A 14,960-nucleotide genomic window follows, 5' to 3' on the forward strand; every position below is an offset into this window, starting at 1 on the left:
AAAATGACCCGTCCACACCCTCGGATTTTACCTTACGGCACGGCCGCGCTCGCCGAGGCGGCCGCGCTGATTCGCGATGGGGGACTCGTCGCGGTGCCGACCGAGACGGTCTACGGACTCGCGGCGGACGCGACCAATGCCGAGGCGGTGGCGGGAATCTATGCCGCCAAGGGCCGCCCGAGTTTCAATCCGCTGATCGTGCATGTGGCGGATCTGGCGGCGGCGGAGCGGATCGCGGTGTTCGATGCGGATGCGCGCGCGCTGGCGGCGGCGTTCTGGCCGGGGCCTTTGACGCTGGTGTTGCCGGTGCGGGGGGATGCGGGGATTGCTTCGCTGGTGACGGCAGGGCTGGCGACAATCGCGGTCCGGGTGCCGCGACATCGGGCGATGCAGGGGTTGATCGCGGCGTCCGGGCGGCCGCTGGCAGCGCCGTCGGCGAATGCGAGCGGGGGGATTTCTCCGACTTGCGCGGCGCATGTGGCGGGGAGTCTGGGAGGGAACGTGCCGCTGATCCTTGACGATGGGGCGACCGAGGCTGGGCTGGAGTCGACGATCGTGGCGGGGCGGACAGTGCTGCGGCCAGGGCCGATTACTTCGCAAATGATCGCGCTACACCTCCCCGGCGAAGGCTTTGGCCTAATTGGAACGTCGGATGTAACTGGGCGCGACGTGCATCATGGCCGTCCCCCAATTGGGCCCCGGCCTTCGCCGGGGGGGGGTGATGAGGTGGTGACCTCGCCGGGGCAGCTTGAGAGCCATTATGCGCCGAGCAAGTTGCTGAGATTGAATGCTACCGAGGCCGCGTCGGACGAATGGCTGATCGGTTTCGGCGATGTCTTGGGAGATGTTACCTTGTCAGCGTCGGGCGACCTCGTCGAAGCCGCCGCTCGGCTGTTCGACCTGCTCCACGCTGCCGACGCAAACGCGTGCCCACGGATCGCGATCGCGCCGATCCCGCTCGACGGTGTCGGCGAGGCGATCAACGACCGCCTGCGCCGCGCCGCACATCGCTGATGCTGTTCCCCCGCGCAGGCGGGGGCCAGGGTCTGACAGTGATACGGTATTTAGCTGGTCCCCCGCGTCCGCGGGGGAACAGCTACTCTCCTGACGTTACGCGTTGACCGCCGCCTTCGACCGCGCGGCGAAGCTCTTGCGGAGCTTCTGGAGCTTCGGTGGGATCACCGCCATGCAGTACGGGTTCGAACGGCCCGACGTTTCCCAGTAATCCTGGTGATAGCCTTCCGCCTCGTACCACGTGTCCATCGGCTCGATCGTCGTCACGATCGGCTTGGGCGAATCCGCCTGCGCCCGCTCCAGCGCGGCCTGCATCTCGGCCTTCTGCGCATCGTCAGCAGGGAACATCGCCGAGCGATATTGCGTGCCGACGTCGTTGCCCTGGCGGTTCAACGTCGTCGCGTCGTGCGTCGCGAAGAAGATATCCAGCAGGTCGCCGAGCTTCAGTTGCTCTGGGTCGAAGCCGATCCGGATCGCCTCGGCATGGCCGGTGTCGCCGCCGCAGACCTGCTTGTAGGTCGGGTTGGGCACATGCCCGCCGATATAGCCGCTCTCGGCGCTCTCCACGCCGATCACGTTCTTGAACACCGCCTCGGTGCACCAGAAGCAGCCGCCGGCGAGCGTTACATAATCCGTCATCACGATCTCCTTTCTCCCAAGATAGGAAGCCGCTACCGCGCAACAAAGAGGAGACGTACATGATCGACGGTAAGGTTATGGTCACCGGCGGCGCCGGCTATATCGGCAGCCACGCGGTATTGGCGCTGCTCGACGCAGGCTACGAGGTCGTCGTGCTCGACAATCTGGTCACCGGATTCGACTGGGCGGTCGACCGCCGCGCCGCACTGGTCGAGGCGAACGTCGCCGACGACGGGAAGGTCCGCGCGGCGATCCGCGAGCATAACGTCCGCGCGATCATGCATTTCGCCGGCTCGGTCGTGGTGCCCGAATCGGTCAGCGACCCGCTCAAATATTACCGCAACAACACCGCCGCGAGCCGCGCACTGATCGAGAGCGCGGTGGTTGAGGGCGTGGCCCACTTCATCTTCTCGTCGACCGCGGCGACCTATGGCACGCCCGAGAAGGTGCCGGTCGCGGAGGGCGATCCGACCGTGCCGATCAACCCCTACGGCATGTCGAAGCTGATGACCGAGGCGATGCTGCGCGACGTCGCGGCGGCGCACCCGATGAACTACGCCGCATTACGCTACTTCAACGTCGCGGGCGCCGATCCGCAGGGGCGCAGCGGCCAGTCGACGATTGGCGCAACCCACCTGATCAAGATCGCGGTCGAGGCGGCGACCGGCAAACGCGACGCGGTCGGCGTCTACGGCACCGACTTCGACACGCCCGACGGCACCGGTGTTCGCGATTATATCCACGTCACCGATCTCGCTGCCGCGCATGTCGCCGCGCTCCAAGTGCTGGTCGCAGAACCCGCCAAGAGCCACACGCTCAACGCCGGCTACGGCAAGGGTTTCTCGGTGCTCGAAGTGCTCGACGCCGTCGACAAGGTCACGAACCGGACGATCGAACGTCGCCTCGAAGGGCGTCGCGCGGGCGACCCGGCGATGCTGATCTCGGACAACAGCGCGATCCTGGAACGGCTCGACTGGACGCCGCGCCATGCCGATCTCGACGGGATCGTCCGCGATGCGCTGGCGTGGGAGCGGTCGCTGGCCGAGAAGGGCCGGTGAGACTGCAGCCGAGATTGCGCTCGCTGCTGTTCGTGCCCGGCGATCGGCCGGAACGGATGGTGAAGGCGCTTGGGCTTGGTGCCGACGCGCTGATCCTCGACCTGGAGGATTCGGTTGCGCCCGCGGGTAAGGAGGCGGCGCGCGAACACGTTTCCGCCTTCCTTGCCGAGCCGCGGACGATGCCGCTGTTCGTGCGGATCAATCCGCTCGATTCGGGGCTGGCGGACGACGATCTCGCTGCGGTTCTATCCGGCGCGCCTGACGGGATCATGCTCCCAAAGGCGGAAGGCGCCGCATCGCTCGCCGCGCTCGACGCCAAGCTCAGCGGCGACATCGCCATCCTGCCGATCGCGACCGAGACGCCCGCGGCGGTCTTCGCGCTCGGCAGCTATGGCGGAGTTTCCCCCCGTCTCATCGGGCTGACCTGGGGCGCGGAGGACCTGCCCGCCGCGATCGGCGCGGCGACGTCGCGCGAGGCGGATGGATCGTACACCGCACCGTACCAGCTCGCGCGATCGCTGACGTTGTTCGGCGCGCATGCGGCGGGCGTGCCGGCGATCGAGACGGTCTATCCGGACTTTCGCGATCTGGACGGGCTCGCGGCCTATGCCGCGCGGGGTCGGCGCGACGGCTTCACAGGGATGATGGCGATCCACCCTAGCCAGGTTGCGGTGATCAATGCCGCCTTCACGCCGTCCCTCGAAGAACGCGCGCATGCGCAGAAGATCGTCGACCTGTTCGCCGCCAATCCCGGTGCGGGCGCACTCCAGATGGACGGCAAGATGGTCGATGCCCCGCACCTGAAGGCGGCAAAGGCCGTGCTAGCGCTCGCCGCCGATTGAGGTCCGCACGCGGGCGGTCGCGAGCCACCAGGCGAGCGCCCACAATGTGCCGAAGCTCCAGCCGGCGAGCACGTCGCTCGGCCAATGCACGCCGAGATACACCCGGCTGCACCCGATCGCGCCGACCAGCAGGATCGCGACGACGAGCATGTAGCGCCGCGTCGCGCGGTCCGGCGTCACCTGCGAGGCGAGGCCGGCGAGCGTCAGATACACGATCGCGCTGTTGGCCGAATGCCCGCTGGGGAAGCTCATATGCGACACCGTGACGAGGTGCGCGACGATGTCGGGGCGCGGGCGGGCGACGTGCAGTTTGACCAACTCGACGATGATGTTGCCGCTGACGCTCGCCGCGACCATCGCGAATGCGGTCAGCCACAGGCGCTGCACGATCAACAGCCCCGCGACGGCGACGACGACGATCGTCAGGACGATGCCGCCGCCGAGCGCGGTGACGTCTGCCGCGACCTTGGGCAACCAGGACGGACCACCCCAGGCACGCAGGCCGAGGATGATCGAGCGATCGAACGCGAACAGCCAATGATCGACCGCGAGACCGACGAGCAGGATGAAGACGATGCCGACCGCCGCGACCGAAGCGCCGGCGAGGATCGCGGGCACGTGTCGGCGCTCGCCCTTTTCGGGCGCGCTGCCGATGGTGGGTCCGCCGGGGCTCGAACCCGGGACCTCTCGATTAAAAGTCGCTTGCTCTACCAACTGAGCTACGGACCCCCGCCATCGTGGACCGCGCACCTAATCGCGTGGCCGCTTTCGGTCAACCGATTGCGCCAATTGACGGATCGTCCGGCCGGTCAGCGGATCGCGCCAGCGGGGGATCAGCGTGGCGAGCGGGCCGAGCACGAAGTCGCGGGTGCGGAAGGCGGCGTGCGGCACGGTCAGGCCCGGCGACGACCAGGCGCCGCCCGACCAGAGGATGATGTCGAGATCGATCACGCGGCTGCCCCAGCGGCGGCCGGGGCGACGGCCGAAATTGCGTTCGATCCGTTTCAGGCGGACGAGCAGCGTGGCGGGGTCCTCCGGCGTTTCGATCAGCACGACGGCATTGGCATAGCGGCGGTTCGATGGCCCTAGCGGCGCGCTGGCGACGGTCGGTGATCGCGCGACGACACCGCCGAGCGTGTTCAGCGCGGCCGCGATCTCGCGCTCGGGGCTCCCGTGACGGCCGCGTCGATTGGAGCCGAGCGCTATGGCGTATGTGGTTGCGGCCTGCGTGTTCGGCGGGAGCGGGGTTGCAGGCGACATTTGGTCCGCCTAGCGCAATCCCATGGATTCCACACCTTACACCACCGAGCTTCCCGAAAACGTCGACGAGGCCGATGCGGTCGACGTCACGACCGTCTTCGCGCCCGTTTCCGCGCTGCCCGAGACCGAGCCGCCCCGTGATTGCCCGCTCTGCCCGCGCCTGGTCGGGTTGCGCGAGACGTTGCGGACCGAGTTTCCGAGTTGGTGGAACGCGCCGGTGCCGGCGTTCGGCGATCCCGCGGCGTGGCTCGGCATCATCGGTCTCGCACCCGGCAAGCACGGCGCGAACCGCACGGGCCGCGCGTTCACCGGCGATTATTCCGGACAGTTCCTGTTCGAGACGCTCGGGCGGTTCGGCCTCGCGACCGGCACCTATGGGGCGAAGGCGGAGGACGGCGTTGCGCTCGACGGCGCGATCATCCTCAACGCGGTGAAGTGCCTGCCGCCCGAAAACAAACCGACCCCAGAGGAAATTCGCACCTGCCGGCCGTTCCTGGAGACGCAGGCCGATGCCGTGCCGACCGCGCGCGTGTTCGTCGCGCTCGGTCACATCGCGCATCAGTCGGCGGTGAAGATGCTCGGCGGCCGGCTGCCCAAGGCGCGGTTCGCGCATGGAGCGGAGCACGTGATGCCCGACGGTCGCATCCTGATCGATAGCTTCCACTGCTCGCGCTACAACGTGAATACGGGTGTTCTGACTCCAGAGATGTTCGACGCAGTGTTCAAGCGGGCACTGGAGTTGCGCGAGACGGCCTAGTCCCCCGTCACGCGAGGCTTTTCCGGAGTTCACCGTTCCCCAGATCGCCAATCGCGCCCACTTCGCCGGGCAGTTCGACCGCAGTCCTGACTTGGTCCGGGTTGCCTGGCTGTAGCGGGGGGATCGTTTGCGACGACCGCGAATGGCGATCCGCCCCGCCTCACCAGCGCGAGGCCGCTAGATCCGCGTCATCGACAACGCCTTTTCGCCGTAACGCGGCCCCGCCGTACCGCCCCGCGGTGCTGCGGCATCCAGTTTCGCCAGGTCGTCGGCCGTCAGCGTGATGTCCGCGGCCTTCATGCTGTCCTCCAGCGTAACCCGCCGCTTCGATCCCGGGATCGGCACGATGTCGTCGCCTTGCGCCAGCAGCCACGCGAGTGCGATCTGCGCGGGCGAAGCGCCATGCGCGTCGGCGATTCCCTTCACCACCGCGACCATCTCCATGTTCTTGGCGAAGTTCTCCTCCGAATAGCGCGGATCGTTGCGCCGGTAATCGCCCTCCGGCAAATCCGACCGGGCGGTGATCTGCCCTGTGAGGAACCCGCGCCCCAGCGGCGAATACGGCACGAAGCCGATCCCGAGTTCGCGACACAGCGGCAGGATCTCGTCCTCCACGCCGCGCTCCCACAGCGAATATTCGCTCTGCAACGCCGCGATCGGATGCGTCGCCGCGGCACGGCGAATCGTGTCGAGCCCCGCTTCGGACAGCCCGAGATGCCGCACCTTGCCCTCGCGAACGAGCTCCGCCATCGCGCCGACCGTGTCCTCGATCGGCACGCCCGGATCGACACGGTGCTGGTACAGCAGGTCGATCGTCTCGACCCCGAGACGCCTCAGCGATCCCTCGCACGCACGCCGCACATTGGCAGGCGTGCTGTCGACGCCGGTCATGCCCTTGTCGTCATAGCGGAAGCCGAATTTGGTCGCGATCACGACGCCGTCGCGCTTGCCGCGGATCGCCTTGCCGAGCAGCTCCTCGTTGATCAGCGGGCCATAGATTTCGGCGGTATCGAACAGCGTCACGCCGAGCTCGATCGCGCGGTGGATCGTCGCGATGCTCTCGTCGGCATTGGCCTCGCCGTACATGCCCTTGCCGATACCGGCCATCGGCATGCAGCCTAGGCCCAGCGCGGAAACCTCGAAATCAGGGCCGAGCGTGCGATATTTCATGGGGAATCTCCTTGGCGTCACTGCGCGCTGAAACGGAGATGGTGACGGCGGTATCCATCGTCACGTTGCCGACGGTGCGAAATAGGTCGGGAACGGTCTCGACCGCGATGAACAGCCCCAAAGCCTCGATCGGCACGCCCATCGCGATCGCCACCGGCGCGACCGAGGCGATGAAGCTGACCGTTCCCGGCAGCGATACCGATCCCATCGTCGTGATCGCCGCGGTCGCGATCCCCGCGGCGAGCTGCCCCGGCCCGATCGGCACGCCGACGAGATGTGCGACGTACAGCGCCACCGCGAGGTTCATCGCCGGGCTGGTCGCGCGGAACACCGCGACCGCAAGCGGCAGCACGATCCCCGCGGTCGCAGGCGATGCGCCGAGATCGACCGAGCCCTTCAGCATCGCCGGCAGCGACGCGAGCGACGACTGCGTGCTGATCGCCACCGCCTGCGCCGGCGCGACCGCGCGCGCAAACCGCCCGCACCGCACCCGCCCGCCGATCATCCCGACCGGATAGGCCGCGATCAGCACGACCACCCCGATCGCCGAGACGCAGACGATGTAATGGACCAGCGCACCGAACGCGGCCGTCCCGGTCCGCGCGCCGACGCCGTAGGCCAGCGCGAAAATCCCGATCGGCGCGAGCTTCAACACCCAGCCGATCACGATCAGCAACGCAGCGACCACCGCCTGGAAGAACCCCGTCAGGATGCTGCGCTGCGCCTCGGGCAGCTGCGTGACCGCAAACGCGAACGCCAGCGCGAACACCGTCAGCGGCAGGAACGCATCGCCCGCAGCGGCCGCCACGACGTTGGTCGGCACGATCGTATCGAAGAACGCGCCGATCCCCGGCACCGTCCCGACCGGCGCGCTCGTCGTCAGCGCGGTGCGCAGCGCGGTCGCGAGCCCAGCGGGCAGCGGCCACGCCTCGAGCAGCAGCGGCGTGACCAGCGCGGACATGATCGTCGCCGCCCACAGGATCGCGACCATCATCGCCAGCGCGCGCACGGTGATCCGCCCGGCGCGCGCGGCCTCCGCGGTCGCGCCGATCCCGGTGACCAGCAGCGAGACGATCAGAGGCACAATCACCATCTGCAACCCGTGCAGCCACGCCGACCCGATCGGCTGCGACACCGCGGTCACCGCGATCGCCTGCGTCGGCGCCAGCGCGGCGGCGAGGATGCCGATCGCGATACCACCAACCAGGGCGATCAGAATCCGTGTTGCCTGCGACATGCTCGCCCTTCGTGTTGCATCGCGCTATCAGCGATGGCGAACCCGATACCGGACGGAAAGTACAAGCGATGGCAAGGAAATATTTCGGCACCGATGGCATTCGTGGCGCCACCAACGTCTCGCCGATGACCGCGGCAATGGCGATGAAGGTCGGCATGGCGGCGGGCGCGTACTTCCAGCGGGGCGATCACCGCCACCGCGTCGTGATCGGCAAGGACACGCGGCTGTCGGGCTATATGCTCGAATCCGCGCTGGTCGCGGGCTTTACCAGCGTCGGCATGGACGTCGTCATGGTCGGGCCGATGCCGACGCCCGCGGTCGCGATGCTGACGCAGTCGATGCGCGCCGACATCGGCGTGATGATCTCCGCCAGCCACAATCCCTATGCGGACAACGGCATCAAGCTGTTCGGCCCCGATGGCTACAAGCTGTCCGACGAGGCCGAGGCGGCGATCGAGACGCTGATCGACGGCGACATCCCGCTCGTCCCGTCCGACCAGATCGGCCGCGCGCGCCGGATCGAGGACGCCCAGGGGCGCTACATCCACTTCGCCAAATCGACCTTCCCCGAGAACCTGCGCCTCGACGGCATGCGGATCGTGCTCGATTGCGCGAACGGTGCCGCCTACAAGGTTGCCCCCTCGGCCTTGTGGGAACTCGGCGCGGACGTCGTCGCGATCGGCGTCACGCCCAACGGTACCAACATCAACGACGGCGTCGGCTCGACCGCCCCGCAGGCGCTCGCCGAGGCCGTTATCGCCAACGGCGCCGATATCGGCATCGCACTCGACGGCGATGCGGACCGGCTGATCGTCGTCGACGAGACTGGCATGATCGTCGACGGCGACCAGTTGATGGCGACGATCGCCGCCAGCTGGGCGCGGCAGGGCCGGCTCGCCGGCGGCGGACTGGTCGCGACGGTGATGTCCAACCTCGGCCTCGAACGCCATCTCGCGGCACAGGGGCTGGGGCTGGTCCGCACCGCGGTCGGCGACCGCCACGTGCTCGAGAAGATGCGCTCCAGCGGCTATAACGTCGGCGGCGAACAGTCCGGCCACATCATCCTCAGCGACTATGCGACCACCGGCGACGGCCTCGTCGCGGGGTTGCAGATCCTCGCCGAAGTGAAGCGCTCTGGCGCCCCGGCGAGCGAAGTGCTCCACCGGTTCGAGCCTTTGCCACAGTTGCTCAAGAACGTGCGGTTCGCGGGTGGCAAGCCGCTCGACCACGATGCGGTCAAGGCGGTGATCGCCGGAGCCGAAGCCGAGCTCGCCGGCAAGGGACGGCTGGTCATTCGCCCGTCCGGCACCGAACCGGTGATCCGTGTCATGGCGGAGGGTGACGATCTCGGCCAGGTCGAACAGGTCGTCGACCGGATCTGCGACGCCGTGCGGAAAGCCGCCGCCTGATGCTCGAAATGCGCCCGACATGCGAACGCTGCGCCACGGACCTCCCCGCGGATGCGCCGGGCGCGTTCATCTGCTCGTTCGAATGCACCTTCTGCGCGGAATGTGCGGACGCGCTGGACGAGCGCTGCCCGAATTGCGGCGGCGAACTGCTCGACCGCCCGACAAGGTTGGGCAAAGCGCCGCCGCAACGCCCCGCAGACGGCCGGCGACACTAGAGCGCGACCTTCTCCACTTTCTCCACCCCGGCGAAGGCCGGGGCCCAATTGGGGGACGGTGATAACGAAGGGCACCGCTCCGTTACTTGAACCTTCCCAATTGGGCCCCGGCCTTCGCCGGGGTGGCGTGGTGACGTTGGTAGATGATCCCCTATGTCCTAGACTGCCGCGATCATGGCATACCGCAAACCATGACCCCCACCTTCGCCACACCCCAAATCCAACCGAAGTGCACAACGGCCACCGACCCGCACCAGCGTCTGCACTTCACTCCAATCCGTACCCCGCGATGACCGCCAGAATTCTCATAATCGCCGGCTCCGATTCGGGCGGCGGCGCAGGGATCCAGGCGGATATCAAGACCGTCACGATGCTCGGCGGCCACGCTATGACCGCGGTAACGGCCATCACCGCGCAGAACACGCTCGGCGTGCAGGCGGTGCACCAGGTCCCGACCGACATGGTCCTCGCGCAGATCGACTCGGTCGTCTCGGACATTGGCGTAGACGCAATCAAGATCGGCATGATCGGCTCGGCAGAAACAGCGCGCGCAGTCGCCGATCGCCTGACCTCCTTGTTCTCCCGCGAAGGCGGGGGCCCAGACTGGGCTCCCGCCTTCGCGGGAGAACACGCTAGGCGCGTCCCCATAATATTCGATCCCGTCATGATCGCGACCAGCGGCTCCATCCTAGCCGACGCCGCCACGATCGCAGCCTTCGAAAGGCTCATGCGCATCGCTGCCCTCGTAACGCCCAACCTCCCCGAACTCGCAGCGCTGGGCGGTGAGACCGCGATCCGCGCCCTCGGGCCCGCAGTTCTCATAAAAGGCGGCCACGCCGAGGGCGACCAAGTCACCGATCGCCTCGTCACCGACGTCGCAGAAACCGTCTGGACCAATCCCCGCATCGAAACCCGCCACGCCCACGGCACCGGCTGCACGCTCGCAACCGGCATTGCGACGGGGTTGGGGCAAGGCTTGACGCTCGACACCGCAACCGATCGTGCCATCGCGTTCGTCCGCGCCGCGCTTGCAGCCGCTGCGGGTATCGGCCAAGGGCACGGCCCGATGGGTCACGCGCTCGACACCATCCCTTTTTACCACCTGCTGGCGGCAATAGAGTCCGACGGCTGGGATGCGCAGGCTTTCGCCGCGCGATGGAGCTGAAATGCCCGGCATGAAACACGAAAAGCTCTGCGTCGGCCCCGTCGCTGGCGTCGACGAAGCCGGCCGCGGACCGCTCGCCGGCCCGGTCGTGGCCGCCGCCGTGATCCTGCCCCCGAAAGGCGTACCCCGCGGCATCGACGATTCGAAAAAACTCTCGGCCTCGGAGCGCGAACGGCTCTGCGCGCGCCTGAAAGGCTGCGCGATCGTCGGCATCGGCATCGTCCAGCCCGAGGAGATCGACACGCTCAACATCTACTGGGCGACGATGAAGGCGATGACGCTCGCGGTCGACGCGCTCGCCGTCGAGCTCGGCCACGCGCCCGGCCACGTCCTGGTCGACGGCAACCGCCTGCCACGCTGGACCTACCCCGCCACCCCGCTGGTCGGCGGCGATGCCAAGTCGCTGTCGATCGCCGCCGCGTCGATCGTCGCCAAGCACACCCGCGACCTCATCATGATCGCCGCCGCCGACGTGCATCCCGAATATAACTGGCATTCGAACAAGGGCTATGGCTGCGCGCACCACATGCGCGCGCTCCGCGATCATGGCCCGACGCCGATTCACCGCCGCAGTTTCGCGCCGGTCGCCGCCGCCTATCTGGCGCGCGAGGGACTTTTCGCGAAGGAAACGACGAGCTGAGTCTTTCGCGCCACACCCCAAGGGCTTGAGCCGCGAGTCTCCCACGACTCAACATCTGGGCAATGGCGACTCGTTTGGTCGCAGCGAAGGAATCCGGTCCAAACGCCGCTAGAGAAAGTTTGCTTGACGGAGTCGGACAATTCCGCAGCTATAGGCAGCGACAAGGGGCGGAAATCATGGGTTTGATCGACACGATCGCACGGCCGCGTGCGAAGAAAGCAGTAGAGCCGGCGGTTCAGGCCGTCCTTCCACTCGACCAGATCCTGCGCGGCGACTGCATCGAGCGCATGAAAGCGCTCCCGTCGAAGTCGATCGACATGATCTTCGCCGATCCCCCGTATAATCTCCAGCTCGGCGGCGAACTCTATCGCCCCGACGGTAGTCACGTCGACGCCGTCACCGACGACTGGGACAAGTTCGACACGTTCGCCGCCTATGACCACTTCACCCGCGCCTGGCTGAAGGAAGCGCGCCGCATCCTCAAGGACGATGGTTCGCTCTGGGTGATCGGCAGCTATCACAACATCTTCCGCGTCGGCGCGGCGGTGCAGGATCTCGGCTACTGGATCCTCAACGACATCGTCTGGCGCAAGACCAACCCGATGCCGAACTTCCGTGGTACCCGCTTCACGAACGCGCACGAAACTTTGATCTGGGCGTCGAAGGGTGAAAAGGCCAAGTACCACTTCAACTACCGCGCGATGAAGACGCTCAACGACGAGCTCCAGATGCGCAGCGACTGGGAATTCCCGACCTGCGGCGGCGCCGAGCGGCTCAAGAAGAACGGCACCAAGGTGCATCCCACTCAGAAGCCCGAGGCGCTGCTGTACCGCATCCTGCTCGCGTGCACGAAGCCCGGCGACGTCGTGCTCGACCCGTTCTTCGGCACCGGCACGACCGGCGCCGTCGCCAAGCGTCTCGGTCGCAGCTGGATCGGCATCGACCGTGAAGGCGATTACATCGAGGCCGCGCAGGAGCGGATCGAGGCCGCGCTGCCGCTCGACGAATCGGCGATCCGCACGATGATGAGCCCGCGCACGCAGCCCAAGGTCGCGTTCGGCGTGCTCGTCGAGAACGCGTATCTGACACCCGGCGCGGTGCTGACCGATTCGAAGCGGCGGTGGCGCGCGACGATCCGTGCGGATGGCTCGCTGCTGAGCGATTGCGGCACGATCGGCTCGATCCACAAGCTCGGCTCCACCTTGCAGAACGCGCCCGCCTGCAACGGCTGGAGCTTCTGGCACTACGAGAGCGACAAGGGCCTGAAGCCGATCGACGACCTGCGCCAGACGTACCTGCTGGCGACCACGGTCTGAGGCGCGATCCGTCACCCCGACCAGACCCGTCACCTGCCAGATCCGCCACCAGCCAAAACCGTCACCCCAGCGAAAGCTGGGGTCTCCCTCGGCAGGGAGAGACGGATGCGGCGGGATATCCCAGCTTTCGCTGGGATGACGGACCGGGGTAGGGCGGCATCATCATGACCAGCCTCCACCTCCGCCCGACGCAGTTCGTCGACACCCCGATCGGCCACGCAGACGGCAGCGTCGCACGCCTCGCCGGCGGGATGCAGTGGTTCGCCGCCTATGACGTGATCGAAGGCCGCGCCCGCCGGACGATCCCCGTCGCCGAGATCGCGACACTGGGCGATCGCGCCGCGCATCTCCACGCTGCCATCACCGCCCCCCGCGCCGCACTCCGGCTCGGCGAACGCACGCTCCGGTTCGACCAGCCGATCGTCGCCGGCATCCTCAACGTCACCCCCGACAGCTTCTCCGACGGCGGCAGGCATGTCGACGATCCTGCTGCGGCCGCCGCAGCCGGCATCGACATGGCCGCCGCGGGTGCGACGCTGATCGACGTCGGCGGCGAATCGACTCGCCCGGGCGCCGCCGCAGTGTGGGAAGGCGACGAGATCGCGCGGCTCGTTCCCGTCGTCGAACGCCTCGCCCGCGCCGGTGCGATCGTCTCGGTGGACACGCGCAAGGCCGCCGTCATGGAGGCGACGCTCGCCGCCGGCGCGCACATCGTCAACGACGTCGCCGCGCTGCTATGGGACGACCGTGCGCTCGATGTCGTCGCGAAGAGTGGCTGCCCGGTGGTGCTGATGCATTCCCCCGACCCCAAGAAGGGCGGGCACGGTGACGGCGGGTACGCCAACGTCCTCACCGAAGTGTTCGACTGGCTCGAAACCCGCATCGCCGCCGTCGTTGCAGGCGGCGTCGACCGGTCACGTATTCTGGTCGATCCCGGCGTCGGCTTCGGCAAGACGCTGGCCGAGAATCTCGCGCTGCTCAACGGCCTTGCGATCTTCCACGGGCTCGGTTGCCCGATCATGCTCGGCGCGAGCCGCAAGCGGCTGATCGGGGCATTGTCGAACGAAGCGCCGGTCGATCAGCGCCTGGCCGGTTCGCTAGCGCTGGCGCTGAAAGGCGCGGAGGCGGGCGTCCAGATTCTGCGCGTCCACGACGTCGCCGAGACGGTGCAGGCGGTGAAAGTCTGGCGCGGCTTGCGCGATCAGTCTCTGGTCAGCGGGTAATCGGGGCGGGTAACCCGGGCGGTCAAGCGGGGCGGCTGATCACCGCTGCATTGCAGCGAAACGCCTCTTCGCGCATTAGACACGAGCGTTAACAAGGAGCTGTCGCTTGATCGTCACTGCAACACCACGAGTCAGCCAGATCATGCGCGAGGTCTGGCGCCCGCTGCTCGGCCTGTTCGTCTGGGACGTGGTCGTCACGATCACCTACTACGTCCTGCCGTTCCACGCGCCGGCTTTGCCGCTGACGCTGTTCGGTACGGCGCTCGCGCTGTTCCTCGGTTTCCGCGATAATTCGGCCTATCAGCGCTGGTGGGAAAGCCGTGGCCTGTGGGGGCTGATGATCAACGCCTCGCGCAGTCTGGCGCGCATGGCGCGCAACATGTTGCCCGAGCCCGAGGGCCACGACATGAAGCGGACCATCGTCCTCCGCCAGATCGCGTATGTGAATGCGCTGCGCTGTCAGTTGCGCAAGCAGCCGCCCGCGCCCGAAGTACTGCGTTTTCTGTCGCAGGAGGAGGCCTCGTTTGCGCTCGAGCGGAGCAACGTCGCCAACGGCCTGCTCGACGGCACTGGCCGCCGAATCGATCTGGCGCGGCGCAACGGCTGGATCGATACGATCCAGCAGACGCAGTTCGAGGCGATCCTCGTCGATATCGCCAACGCGCAGGGCGGCATGGAGCGGATCAAGAATACGCCGCTGCCCAACCAGTACCGCTTCTTCCCGAGCCTGTTCACGCGACTGTTTTGCGTCCTGCTCCCGATCGGTCTGGTCGAAACCTTGGGCTATGCGACCCCGGTCGGCTCGACGATCGCCGGCCTGATGTTCCTGGCGGTCCTGCAGATCGGCGACGATCTGGTCGATCCGTTCGCGGATACGATCCACGACGTGCCGCTCAACGCGATGTGCCGCACGGTCGAGATCGACCTGCTCCAGTCGATCGGCGACCCTGCGCCCGAGCCGTTGCAGCCCGTGAAGGGCGTGCTCTGGTAGGCTGATCGATCGTTAGCCCCCCGG

The 14,960-nt window shown here is 67.3% G+C and carries 16 protein-coding genes and 1 tRNA gene; 11 read left to right on the forward strand and 6 right to left on the reverse strand.

Going from position 1 to position 14,960, the window contains the following annotated elements; genetic code table 11:
* Nucleotides 1-3 precede the first annotated feature (3 nt).
* Nucleotides 4-1,014 carry an L-threonylcarbamoyladenylate synthase gene (locus EQZ23_RS13380; protein WP_128454945.1) on the forward strand — a complete coding sequence of 337 codons (1,011 nt, stop codon included), beginning with the start codon at nucleotides 4-6 and terminating at the stop codon, nucleotides 1,012-1,014.
* 96 nt (nucleotides 1,015-1,110) lie between these two features.
* On the opposite strand, the gene msrA is transcribed toward EQZ23_RS13380, so the two are convergent.
* Nucleotides 1,111-1,653, reverse strand: coding sequence for a peptide-methionine (S)-S-oxide reductase MsrA (gene msrA / locus EQZ23_RS13385; RefSeq protein ID WP_128454946.1), 543 nt, complete (start codon nucleotides 1,651-1,653; stop codon nucleotides 1,111-1,113).
* 59 nt (nucleotides 1,654-1,712) lie between these two features.
* Here msrA and galE point away from each other — a divergent pair, with 59 nt between their 5' ends.
* Nucleotides 1,713-2,711, forward strand: a complete 999-nt coding sequence (gene galE, locus EQZ23_RS13390; RefSeq protein WP_128454947.1) for a UDP-glucose 4-epimerase GalE — start codon at nucleotides 1,713-1,715, stop codon at nucleotides 2,709-2,711.
* Nucleotides 2,708-3,553 carry a CoA ester lyase gene (locus EQZ23_RS13395; RefSeq protein WP_276318475.1) on the forward strand — a complete coding sequence of 282 codons (846 nt, stop codon included), beginning with the start codon at nucleotides 2,708-2,710 and terminating at the stop codon, nucleotides 3,551-3,553. Before galE ends, EQZ23_RS13395 begins: the two co-directional genes overlap by 4 nt.
* On the opposite strand, the gene EQZ23_RS13400 is transcribed toward EQZ23_RS13395, so the two are convergent.
* The 3 genes from EQZ23_RS13400 to folK form a co-directional block, all read right to left on the reverse strand.
* On the reverse strand, nucleotides 3,533-4,171 hold the full coding sequence (locus tag EQZ23_RS13400) for a phosphatase PAP2 family protein (RefSeq protein ID WP_128454948.1): 639 nt from the start codon (nucleotides 4,169-4,171) through the stop codon (nucleotides 3,533-3,535). The genes EQZ23_RS13395 and EQZ23_RS13400 overlap by 21 nt on opposite strands.
* 35 nt (nucleotides 4,172-4,206) lie before the next feature.
* Nucleotides 4,207-4,282: transfer RNA gene (locus tag EQZ23_RS13405), tRNA-Lys, on the reverse strand.
* A gap of 21 nt (nucleotides 4,283-4,303) precedes the next feature.
* Nucleotides 4,304-4,813: a 2-amino-4-hydroxy-6-hydroxymethyldihydropteridine diphosphokinase gene (gene folK, locus EQZ23_RS13410; protein ID WP_128454949.1), complete on the reverse strand. Its 510-nt coding sequence runs from the start codon at nucleotides 4,811-4,813 to the stop codon at nucleotides 4,304-4,306.
* A 22-nt stretch (nucleotides 4,814-4,835) separates the two neighbouring features.
* Between folK and EQZ23_RS13415 the strand changes: the two genes are divergently transcribed.
* On the forward strand, nucleotides 4,836-5,570 hold the full coding sequence (locus tag EQZ23_RS13415) for a uracil-DNA glycosylase (RefSeq protein ID WP_128454950.1): 735 nt from the start codon (nucleotides 4,836-4,838) through the stop codon (nucleotides 5,568-5,570).
* Nucleotides 5,571-5,747: 177 nt separating this feature from the next.
* On the opposite strand, the gene EQZ23_RS13420 is transcribed toward EQZ23_RS13415, so the two are convergent.
* The gene (locus EQZ23_RS13420) at nucleotides 5,748-6,740 is read right to left on the reverse strand and encodes an aldo/keto reductase (RefSeq protein WP_128454951.1); all 993 of its coding nucleotides are present in this window, start codon (nucleotides 6,738-6,740) and stop codon (nucleotides 5,748-5,750) included.
* Complete coding sequence (locus EQZ23_RS13425) at nucleotides 6,715-7,977, reverse strand: cation:dicarboxylase symporter family transporter (RefSeq protein ID WP_128454952.1); 1,263 nt, start codon at nucleotides 7,975-7,977, stop codon at nucleotides 6,715-6,717. Before EQZ23_RS13425 ends, EQZ23_RS13420 begins: the two co-directional genes overlap by 26 nt.
* A 68-nt stretch (nucleotides 7,978-8,045) precedes the next feature.
* Between EQZ23_RS13425 and glmM the strand changes: the two genes are divergently transcribed.
* The 7 genes from glmM to EQZ23_RS13460 all read left to right on the forward strand — a co-directional run bounded on the left by glmM (nucleotide 8,046) and on the right by EQZ23_RS13460 (nucleotide 14,936).
* Complete coding sequence (glmM, locus tag EQZ23_RS13430) at nucleotides 8,046-9,386, forward strand: phosphoglucosamine mutase (protein ID WP_128454953.1); 1,341 nt, start codon at nucleotides 8,046-8,048, stop codon at nucleotides 9,384-9,386.
* The gene (locus EQZ23_RS13435; RefSeq protein ID WP_128454954.1) at nucleotides 9,386-9,601 is read left to right on the forward strand and encodes a DUF1272 domain-containing protein; all 216 of its coding nucleotides are present in this window, start codon (nucleotides 9,386-9,388) and stop codon (nucleotides 9,599-9,601) included. Before glmM ends, EQZ23_RS13435 begins: the two co-directional genes overlap by 1 nt.
* A 289-nt stretch (nucleotides 9,602-9,890) precedes the next feature.
* Complete coding sequence (locus tag EQZ23_RS13440; protein WP_128454955.1) at nucleotides 9,891-10,766, forward strand: bifunctional hydroxymethylpyrimidine kinase/phosphomethylpyrimidine kinase; 876 nt, start codon at nucleotides 9,891-9,893, stop codon at nucleotides 10,764-10,766.
* Between the two features lies 1 nt (nucleotide 10,767).
* Nucleotides 10,768-11,406, forward strand: coding sequence for a ribonuclease HII (locus EQZ23_RS13445; RefSeq protein WP_128454956.1), 639 nt, complete (start codon nucleotides 10,768-10,770; stop codon nucleotides 11,404-11,406).
* 176 nt (nucleotides 11,407-11,582) lie between these two features.
* Complete coding sequence (locus EQZ23_RS13450; protein ID WP_128454957.1) at nucleotides 11,583-12,722, forward strand: site-specific DNA-methyltransferase; 1,140 nt, start codon at nucleotides 11,583-11,585, stop codon at nucleotides 12,720-12,722.
* A gap of 164 nt (nucleotides 12,723-12,886) precedes the next feature.
* Nucleotides 12,887-13,945, forward strand: coding sequence for a dihydropteroate synthase (gene folP / locus EQZ23_RS13455; protein ID WP_128454958.1), 1,059 nt, complete (start codon nucleotides 12,887-12,889; stop codon nucleotides 13,943-13,945).
* Nucleotides 13,946-14,051: 106 nt separating this feature from the next.
* Nucleotides 14,052-14,936, forward strand: a complete 885-nt coding sequence (locus EQZ23_RS13460; RefSeq protein WP_128454959.1) for a bestrophin family ion channel — start codon at nucleotides 14,052-14,054, stop codon at nucleotides 14,934-14,936.
* The last annotated feature ends 24 nt before the right edge of the window (nucleotides 14,937-14,960 follow it).

Source organism: Sphingomonas sp. UV9, from assembly GCF_004101245.1.
GTDB lineage: Bacteria > Pseudomonadota > Alphaproteobacteria > Sphingomonadales > Sphingomonadaceae > Sphingomonas.

Coding starts and splice junctions, on each gene's coding strand:
- folP (WP_128454958.1), top strand. CDS start 12,887: ATGACCAGCCTCCACCTCCGCCCGACGCAGTTCGTCGACACCCCGATC.
- EQZ23_RS13415 (WP_128454950.1), top strand. CDS start 4,836: ATGGATTCCACACCTTACACCACCGAGCTTCCCGAAAACGTCGACGAG.
- EQZ23_RS13420 (WP_128454951.1), bottom strand. CDS start 6,740: ATGAAATATCGCACGCTCGGCCCTGATTTCGAGGTTTCCGCGCTGGGC.
- EQZ23_RS13445 (WP_128454956.1), top strand. CDS start 10,768: ATGCCCGGCATGAAACACGAAAAGCTCTGCGTCGGCCCCGTCGCTGGC.
- EQZ23_RS13450 (WP_128454957.1), top strand. CDS start 11,583: ATGGGTTTGATCGACACGATCGCACGGCCGCGTGCGAAGAAAGCAGTA.
- galE (WP_128454947.1), top strand. CDS start 1,713: ATGATCGACGGTAAGGTTATGGTCACCGGCGGCGCCGGCTATATCGGC.
- msrA (WP_128454946.1), bottom strand. CDS start 1,653: ATGACGGATTATGTAACGCTCGCCGGCGGCTGCTTCTGGTGCACCGAG.
- EQZ23_RS13425 (WP_128454952.1), bottom strand. CDS start 7,977: ATGTCGCAGGCAACACGGATTCTGATCGCCCTGGTTGGTGGTATCGCG.
- EQZ23_RS13435 (WP_128454954.1), top strand. CDS start 9,386: ATGCTCGAAATGCGCCCGACATGCGAACGCTGCGCCACGGACCTCCCC.
- EQZ23_RS13380 (WP_128454945.1), top strand. CDS start 4: ATGACCCGTCCACACCCTCGGATTTTACCTTACGGCACGGCCGCGCTC.
- folK (WP_128454949.1), bottom strand. CDS start 4,813: ATGTCGCCTGCAACCCCGCTCCCGCCGAACACGCAGGCCGCAACCACA.
- EQZ23_RS13440 (WP_128454955.1), top strand. CDS start 9,891: ATGACCGCCAGAATTCTCATAATCGCCGGCTCCGATTCGGGCGGCGGC.
- glmM (WP_128454953.1), top strand. CDS start 8,046: ATGGCAAGGAAATATTTCGGCACCGATGGCATTCGTGGCGCCACCAAC.